Below are 8,254 nucleotides of genomic sequence, written 5' to 3' on the forward strand. Positions count from 1 at the left end.
GCCGTGCCGTTCGTCATGCCCGACCTCGACGTGCTCAGCCGCGCTGCGATCGAAACGCTCGAGCAGGACGACGACGGCTTTTTCCTGATGGTCGAGAACGGCAGCGTCGACTCGGCCGCCCACGCCAACGACCTGCCGCGGATGGTCGAGGAGCAGCTCTCGTTCAACCGCTCGGTCGATGCGGTCATCGACTGGATTGAGACCGAGAGCTCGTGGGACGAGACGCTGCTGATCATCACCACCGACCACGCCAACGGCCTGTTCCTCGGCAACGACTCGGCCACCGAGTACTTCGACGCCCCCGACGCCGTCGGTGTGGGTGAGCTGCCCGAGGGCATCTGGTGGAGCACCGAGCACACCAACGAGCTCATCCCCCTCTGGAGCCGCGGCCCTGGCAGCGAGCTGTTCGCCGACTTCCTCAGCACCGAAGTCGACGATCGCCGCGGCCAGTTCATCGACAACACCAACGTCTACAGCGTCATGAGCACCGTCATCCCCGAACCGACGACGGCCTCGCTGCTGGCAATCGCCGGCGTCAGCGTGCTGCGTCGTCGTCGGTGACGAACGTCACGGCTGCCGGAAACCGCGCGGCCCAGGCAGCTTCGTTGTGGTTCGGGTGGTCGGCGTCGATCATGACCTCGTACGCCACGCCGGCGGCTTCGAGGACGCCGGCGAGGCGGCGGAGGTTGGCGATGTGCACCTCGACGCCTCGGCCTTCCTTGGTGCCGACGTCGAGCCAGACACGCACGCCCTCGAATGCCGATGCGTCGGCCGCAATCGCGTCGAGCAGGGCGGTGTCGTTCCACCAGAGCGACGGGCTCATCGCGATGACGCCGGCGAATCGGCCCGGGTGGTCGTGGGCGAGTTGCAGCGACATGAGGCCACCGAGCGACGACCCGCCGATGTAGGTCGTGGCCGGGTCGCAAGTGACGTCGAACGTCGCTTCGACCCACGGCACCAGTTCGTCGAGGACGAACGTCGCGTAGGTCTCGCCCCGGCCGCCGCCGTTGAAGCTCGGGTCGGGCTCGTGGGTGAGTTCGGCGATGCGTTGCTTTCCGCCATGGTCAATGCCGACGACCAGCAGCGGCGGGACTGTGCCGTCACCGACGAGTCGGGCCATCGCTTCGTCGACCTCCCACGCGACGCCGAACGACGCGGACTTCGGATCGAACAGGTTCTGCGCGTCGTGCATGAACAGCACGCCGACCGGCTCGACGTTGTCAGGCGGCGTCCAAACGCGAACCGTCCGCTCGGCATCGAACGCGGCCGACGGAACTCGATGCTGCTCGACGTCAGCCCGGGTGGGCACGGCAAGGACGAGCAGGCAGAGGACAAAGAACGATCGCATCGGCCGATGCTACTTGGCTTCCATCGCCTGGAGCATCCAGAGCTGCTCCTCGAGCTCCTGCCCAATGGCGATGAGATGGTCCTCCGTCAGCGGATCGAGCTCGCCGACGCCTTCGATCGCTCGACGGTTGGTCTTGACGGCGTCGATGAGGCGGTCGCAGATGAGCGTCAGGCCGTCGGGGACGCTGACGAAGCCGGTCGGCAGCGACTCGCTGAGCTTGCCGTCTTCGACGACCTTGTTCGCACGCCCGTCGGCCGGCTGACCGAGCTGAACCATCCGCTCGGCCACGGTGTCCGCGCCGTTCCGCGCGGTGTCGACGACCTCGTCGAGCTTCTCATGGACGCTGAGGAACTCGGCCCCGACGACATTCCAGTGAAGCTGCTTGGCCGCGAGGCCGAGGTCGGTGAGCTTGGGCAGCATCATCTGCAGGCACGATCCGACCGTCTTGGCGTGCTCTTCTGACAGTGGATTGCGTGTGATGGGGTTCATGGGGAGATGGTACGAGCCGACGCCCGGTAAGGAGCTTGAGGCGGCGTTTTCAGTGCACTCGTTTTCGATTGAAAGTCCGTCAAAAGCAATGGACTTTGGCCCCAATCGGGTATCCTGCGTCGCATGGCCTCCAGCGACCGAGTCCGACGTCATGCCTTCGCCGAGCCGACGCGACCGACGTCCGCCGGTCTTCGCGACGACACCGTCACCATCGCGAAGATGATGGCGTTTGCCTTTGCGATGAAATCGGTCTCGATCACGTCGGCGTACTTCTCGCCGCTGCTCTGGCCCTTCGTCACCAACGCGTCGGAACCGGCCGAAACGACCGTCGCCATCGGCAGCCTGATCGCCGGCTTCTTCGCGACGGTCGGCATCGTGTTCCTCCTCGGCGCACGACTGCTGCTCAGCATCTTGACGATCACCACTTTGCCGCGGGCGTCGTAGGCCGAGCCGCGCTCGTGTTCACGACGCTCCTGGTTTAGTGCAACGCCGCCGTCGCGTCGTCGTCGTGGATGGCGGGCTTGGTCGGGACGGTCGGGTCTTCGGGCTCGCGGATGGTGTCGATCATCGCTTGCACCTTCTCGCTGGGCGGCGGGAAGAGGGGCATGAGGGCGAGCGTGACGGCGAAGTTCAACACCATGCCGAGTGTGCCGATGCCCTGGGCGTTGAGGCCGAAGAGCCATGGCTGGCGGAGCGGGCTGTCGGGGTCGAAGAGGAACTGGCCGACGACGGGCGTCAGGATTTCGTCGGGCTTCTGCGTGACGAGGTAGAAGGCGGTGAAGCCCAGGCCGACGATCATGCCGGTGACGGCGGGGACGGTGCCGAGGCGTTTGGTGAAGATGCCCAGCACGATCGCCGGGAAGAAGCTCGCTGCGGCAAGCCCGAAGGCCAGCGCGACGACCTCGCCCGCGAAGCCCGGCGGCCGAACGCCGAAGAAGCCCGCGACACAGACCGCCAGCGCGATCGCGATTCGGCCGACGAGCAAACGCTGCTTCTCGCTGGCGTCGGGTGCGACGATGCGGAAGTAGAAGTCGTGGGCGACGCTGGAACTGATGACCAGGAGCAATCCACTCGCCGTCGATAGCGCAGCAGCGAGACCGCCGGCCGCGACGAAGGCCACCAGCCAGTCGGCCAGGTTCGCCATCTCGGGCGTGGCCAGCACGATGATGTCATTGTCCGGCTGCGGCTTTCCGCCGAGCGAGATGAGCTCGGCGTGGGCGTTTTCCTGACCGGCGACCCACGCCGTCGGGTCGTCCTGGATCGTCTCGCGGACGTCGCGATCGACGCCGCTGAGGTTCCAGATCTCGTTCGGCGTGATGCCGGCCTCGTTGACCGTCGCGGTGCGGTTGGCGGTGTAGCTGACGGTGCCGTTGCCGTCGAGGTCGACCCAGTCGATCAGGCCGCTGGTGCGCCAGTTCTGGAACCAGTCGGGCAGCGTCTCACTCGTCCGTTCGTTGAGGCCCTGGACTGGGTCGATCATGTAGTATCGGGCGAACGCCCCGACGGCCGGCGCGGTCATGTAGAGCAGAGCGATGAAGCCCAGCGCGTAGAACGCACTCCACCGCGCGGCCTTGACGTTCTTGACCGTGTAGAACCGCACGATCACGTGCGGCAGCCCGGCCGTGCCGAACATGAGGGCGAGCGTGATGCACAGGACGTTGAGCCGGTCGTAGCCGATGGCCCCGGGCTCGGTGTAACTGCCGAAGCCGAAGGCCTCGTTGAGATTCGTGAGCTTTTCCAGCAGATACGGCCGCATCGGGTCGACGGCCTCGGTGACGGGCGAGCCGAGTCCGATGGACGGGACGGGGCTGCCGGTGAGCTTGAGGCTGATCGCGATGGCCGGGACGAGAAAGGCGGTGATGAGCACCCAGTACTGGGCGACCTGCGTCCAGGTGATGCCCTTCATGCCGCCGAGCACGCTGTAGACGAAGACGATGATCATGCCGATCACCACGCCTTGCCACAGCTCGATCGGCAGGACCCGGCTGAAGACGACGCCGACGCCCTTCATCTGCCCGACCACGTACGTGAAGCTGACGACCAGCGCACACAGCACCGCGATGAGCCTGGCGGCGGTCGAGTCGTAGCGGTCGCCGATGAAGTCGGGAACGGTGTAGCTGCCGAACTTGCGGAGGTACGGCGCCAGCAGCAGGGCGAGCAGGACGTACCCGCCGGTCCACCCCATGAGGTACGTGCCGCCCGCGTAGCCGAGGGTCGAGATGAGCCCGGCCATGCCGATGAAGCTGGCGGCGCTCATCCAGTCGGCGGCGGTGGCCATGCCGTTGGCGATGGCGGGCACGCCCTGGCCGGCGACGTAGAACCCCTTGGTATCGCGGACGCGCGCGAGCCAGGCGATGAAGAGGTAGAGGCTGAAGGTGCCTCCGACGAAGACCCAGGTCCAGACGGCCGTGCTCATCGCGCACCGCCGATCTCGCGTCGGTAGCGTCTCTCAAGCACGTTCATCCCGACGGCGTAGATCAGGATCAGCACGACGAAAACGACGATCGAGCCCTGCTGGGCCATCCAGAAGCCCAGCGGGATGCCGCCGAGGCTGAACTGATTGAGCCAGCCGGCGAAGAGGATGCCGCCACCCACGCCCGCCGCCGCCCAGACGGCCAGCAGGCTGAGCGTGAACGTCAACGTCGATCGCCAATACCGCCGCGAAGCGGTCGCTAAGTCATTGGTCATACTGCTCCTTCCGCTGGCTTCAACCTACAGCAGGTGAAGGAGCGATCGCAAACGAGCGGGTGTTGCTGGCACTTGGGATTCGCTGACGCGCTTTCCGTCATGTGCCGCGCCCCGCGACACGTCGTCGCATGTGGTCGAATGCCGCGAGGCAATCGCCTTGGTCGGCGCGGGTCGTGCGCAACGATGTCCGGATGAGGATGCCGACCATCACGACGCACATCGACACGGTCGACCTGCGAATCAGCCAAACGCTCGAACGCAACGGCATCTGGGCGATGCGCTACGCCTTGGCATTTGTCTTCGTTGTCTTTGGCATACTCAAGCCGCTCGGAGTGAGTCCGGCGGCCGGGCTGGTGTTGCAGACCGTCAATTGGGTTCCTCTGGTCTCGGCAGAGTTCATGCTTCACGCGATCGGATGGTGGGAGGTCGCGATCGGCATCAGCTTCCTCGCGCGGCCATTGCTGAGGCTGGCGATCCTTCTGCTGGCGATGCAGATGGTCGGCACGTTCCTGCCGCTGGTCGTCCTTCCTGATGTGACGTGGCAATCGAACTTCGCACCGACGATGGAGGGGCAGTACATCTTGAAAAACCTGCTCATCATCGCCGGTGCCATGATCGTCGGCGGGACCGCTCGAACGCGAAACGACTCCCGACGCCTCTAACGCCGTGGCATCGAGAAGTGGGACCGCTGGAGGGCCAAGCAGTACAACGATTTCCTCAAGGGCGACGTGATCTTCTACTACGACTGACCGACACGTCGAGCTTCGAGTTCAATTCGATTCGGCGGTCTTTCCGACGAACGGGCGGATCCAGAGCAGGACGCCGATGCTGACGACGAGTGAGATGAGGTTCATGGCGATCTGAACGTCGGTGCGGAGCATCGGACTCCCACGAACGGCGTCGGCCTGCTCGCGTGTCACCGCGGCCATGCCGACGGTCTCTCCGCCGAGGACGGCGATCGTCACGAGCTGCGACGTGAGCGTGAAGAGCGCCATGCCCAGGGCGATCCGCCAGCCTCCGAGGCGGTTCTTGATCAGCAGCCAGGAACCCGTCGCGAGCAGCCCGGCCTCGACGAGCAGAAGCGCCGCAGCAGGCGGCCCGCTGAGGATCGTGCCGTAGAGCGGCGTCACTGCTGTGAACGCTGCAAGGCCAAAGCTGATGGCGGTGAATGCTGAGAGCAGGGCCAACGCCAGGACCCGAAGCGGCAGCGGGTCCGTCCACGTCGGCCGAGGATCGATCGCAACGAGCCGCTGTTCAAGATCAGGTCGCCTGAAGTAGAGGATGGCAGCCAGCGGCACGCCGATGCCGAGCAGGCTGGCGAAGACCACACCCGAAATTGCGGCAATACGACCTCCAGCCTGAACACCCGGTCCAAGGTCGATTGTCGCCGCGGAAGCGAGCGTGACGGGGATCGTCAGCATCGTCATGAGCATCCCCATCCATGCCAGGACGAGCATGATTTTGCGGGTCCATCGCTTGAACGTGATGCAGCCAATGCCCAGTACCAGACATCCGCCGCCGAACACGATGTACGTCAAGGCGAGCCCGACGAACTGAGCAACGGGAAGTTGCTGCGGCCCCGGCGCCATCATGGCCAGTGGCGTCGCAACCGTGATGCAGCCAAAACCCGCCGCCGCCAAGACGAGCAGAATGCCCCAGACGATCATCCCCGCCGGCTTGCCAGGTCCGTCGACACCGCGATAGCCCAGCACGGCCGCGGGCACTTCCGATGGTTTCCGAGGAGTTTCCGATCCGTCATCCTGAGCGAGCGGAGCGAGTCGAAGGACCTCGTCGGGACCAGGTGAGCCACTTCGGGCGAGGCCCCTCGGCTGCGCTCGGGATGACGGAGGGTGCTCGTTCGACACCGTCTCAGAGTGTCGTTGAACACTCTCGTCGTTGCCTGGCCCAGCAGTCATCCGCGAGATGGTCACCGACACTGCCGCCGGTGGCAACATCGTGGCTGTCTTGAGCGGACTGCTGGATGATGCAGAACAACACTTCCGTCAAAGCCGAGCAGCGTTTCGGTTCGCTTGGTTGATGATTGCCCGCGTTAGAACCCCGTAGCCGCGACCTTACAGGTCGCGGTTCGCACGAAGGGGGCGCTCCGAGTTCAACCGCGGGCTGTAAGCCCGCGGCTACGTCGATCGCGTCCGTGACACGTGCCCGTAAGCTCGACGCATGAGCAACTACATCCTGTGTCCAGGACAAGGAGCCCAGCACGTCGGCATGGGCAAGGACTACGCGGACGCCCACTCTGCGGCCAAAGCCGTCTACGACGAGGCGAACGACGTGCTGGGCGTCGACCTTGCCCGGTTCTGCTTCGAAGGGCCGGAGGAGCAACTCAACCAGACCGACATCGCCCAGCCGGCGATCTTCGCGACCAGCATCGCCTCCCACGCCGCGGCGCAAGCCGCGGATCGCCTGCCGAGCGACGTCACCAGCTACGCCGGCCTGTCGCTCGGCGAGTACACCGCGCTCTACCTCGCCGGCTGCTTCGACTTCGCAACGGGCCTCAAGCTCGTCCAGGCGCGCGGCCGGTACATGCAGGAGGCGGCCGTCAGCACGCCCGGCGGCATGGTGAGCCTCCTCGGCGTCGACGAGAACCAGGCCAGCGATCTCTGCGAGCGCGCCGCCGGCGGCGAGGTTCTGGTCCCGGCCAACTACAACTGCCCGGGCCAGATCGTCTGCAGCGGGGCGATGCCGGCCGTCGATCGTCTGGCGGAGCTGGCGGGCGAGCAGAAGGTGCGGGCGGTCAAGCTCGCCGTGGCCGGGGCGTTCCACTCGCCGCTGATGCAACCCGCCGCCGACCGGTTGGCCGACGACCTGGCCAAGGTCGACCTCGCGTCCCCGGCGACGCCTGTCTGGGCCAACGTCACGGCCGAGCCGCACGGCGACGACGTGGCGACAATCAAGAAGCTCCTCGTCCAACAGGTCGTTGAGCCGGTCCGCTGGCAGCAAACGATCGAAAAGCTTGTCGGTGACGATGCAGCCTTCACCGAACTCGCCCCCGGCCGCGTGCTGAGCGGCCTGCTCAAGAAGGTCGACCGCCGGGCCACGATGACCAACCTCGGCTCGGCCGAATCGCTCGGCTGAGTTTCGCCGGAGATCGCGAAGACGCGAAGTCGCGAAGACCGACGCGAAGGTCATGTGATTGAACGTGGTGTCGGAGTGTGACTCTCCTCTTTCCTTCGCGTCACTCTTCGTGCCTTTGCGTCTTCGCGATCTCTGACCACGATCGGCTATAAACAGCCATGACCGAAAAACCCGTCGCCATCGTCACTGGAGCGTCCCGCGGCATCGGCCGGGCGATCGCCATGAAGCTCGCACACGACGGCATGCACGTCGTCGGCTGTGCACGCTCGGCCGACAAGCTCCAGGAACTCGTCGGCGAGATCGAACAGGCCGGCGGGTCGGCGTCGGCGGTCTCCATGGACGTCGGCGACGCCGAATCGATCCGATCCGGCATCGACGCCGTCGCCAAGGAGCACGGGCGGATCGACGTGCTGGTCAACAACGCCGGGATCACGCGCGACACGCTGCTGCTCCGCATGACCGATGAGCAGTTCGACGAGGTGCTGCAGACGAACCTCAAGAGCGTCTTCGTCGCCACCAAGGCCGCGGCCCGGCAGCTCATGCGGAGCAAGCAGGGCCGAATCATCAACATCGGCAGCGTGAGCGGCGTACTCGGCAACGCCGGCCAGGCCAACTACGCCGCGAGCAAGTCGGCCC

The 8,254-nt window shown here is 65.7% G+C and carries 10 protein-coding genes; 5 read left to right on the forward strand and 5 right to left on the reverse strand.

Annotated features, from left to right (window positions below):
* Positions 1-561 (forward strand): alkaline phosphatase (locus tag AAGI46_13645; GenBank protein MEM1013248.1); only part of this gene is annotated, 561 nt, incomplete at its 5' end.
* On the opposite strand, the gene AAGI46_13650 is transcribed toward AAGI46_13645, so the two are convergent.
* Complete coding sequence (locus AAGI46_13650) at positions 536-1,348, reverse strand: alpha/beta hydrolase-fold protein (GenBank protein MEM1013249.1); 813 nt, start codon at positions 1,346-1,348, stop codon at positions 536-538. The genes AAGI46_13645 and AAGI46_13650 overlap by 26 nt on opposite strands.
* Positions 1,349-1,357: 9 nt before the next feature.
* Positions 1,358-1,837, reverse strand: a complete 480-nt coding sequence (locus AAGI46_13655; protein MEM1013250.1) for a DNA starvation/stationary phase protection protein — start codon at positions 1,835-1,837, stop codon at positions 1,358-1,360.
* Between the two features lie 123 nt (positions 1,838-1,960).
* Here AAGI46_13655 and AAGI46_13660 point away from each other — a divergent pair, with 123 nt between their 5' ends.
* A complete protein-coding gene (locus AAGI46_13660) occupies positions 1,961-2,281 on the forward strand; it encodes a hypothetical protein (GenBank protein ID MEM1013251.1) in 321 nt (106 codons plus the stop codon).
* 34 nt (positions 2,282-2,315) lie between these two features.
* Here the strand turns inward: AAGI46_13660 and AAGI46_13665 are convergent, their stop codons facing one another.
* Together AAGI46_13665 and AAGI46_13670 are read right to left on the reverse strand one after the other, a co-directional pair.
* On the reverse strand, positions 2,316-4,253 hold the full coding sequence (locus AAGI46_13665) for a sodium:solute symporter family protein (protein ID MEM1013252.1): 1,938 nt from the start codon (positions 4,251-4,253) through the stop codon (positions 2,316-2,318).
* Positions 4,250-4,525: a DUF4212 domain-containing protein gene (locus tag AAGI46_13670; GenBank protein MEM1013253.1), complete on the reverse strand. Its 276-nt coding sequence runs from the start codon at positions 4,523-4,525 to the stop codon at positions 4,250-4,252. The genes AAGI46_13665 and AAGI46_13670 overlap by 4 nt, the downstream gene beginning before the upstream one ends.
* A gap of 191 nt (positions 4,526-4,716) precedes the next feature.
* On the opposite strand from AAGI46_13670, the gene AAGI46_13675 reads away from it, so the two are divergent.
* Entirely contained in the window at positions 4,717-5,187 is a 471-nt protein-coding gene (locus AAGI46_13675) for a hypothetical protein (protein MEM1013254.1), read from the forward strand.
* A gap of 108 nt (positions 5,188-5,295) precedes the next feature.
* On the opposite strand, the gene AAGI46_13680 is transcribed toward AAGI46_13675, so the two are convergent.
* Positions 5,296-6,249: a hypothetical protein gene (locus AAGI46_13680; protein MEM1013255.1), complete on the reverse strand. Its 954-nt coding sequence runs from the start codon at positions 6,247-6,249 to the stop codon at positions 5,296-5,298.
* 454 nt (positions 6,250-6,703) lie between these two features.
* Between AAGI46_13680 and fabD the strand changes: the two genes are divergently transcribed.
* Together fabD and AAGI46_13690 are read left to right on the forward strand one after the other, a co-directional pair.
* Positions 6,704-7,618: an ACP S-malonyltransferase gene (gene fabD / locus AAGI46_13685; GenBank protein ID MEM1013256.1), complete on the forward strand. Its 915-nt coding sequence runs from the start codon at positions 6,704-6,706 to the stop codon at positions 7,616-7,618.
* Between the two features lie 158 nt (positions 7,619-7,776).
* The coding region (locus AAGI46_13690; GenBank protein MEM1013257.1) for an SDR family NAD(P)-dependent oxidoreductase at positions 7,777-8,254 on the forward strand (478 nt) is incomplete at its 3' end.

It is taken from the genome of Planctomycetota bacterium (assembly GCA_038746835.1).
Lineage (GTDB): Bacteria > Planctomycetota > Phycisphaerae > Tepidisphaerales > Tepidisphaeraceae > JBCDKH01.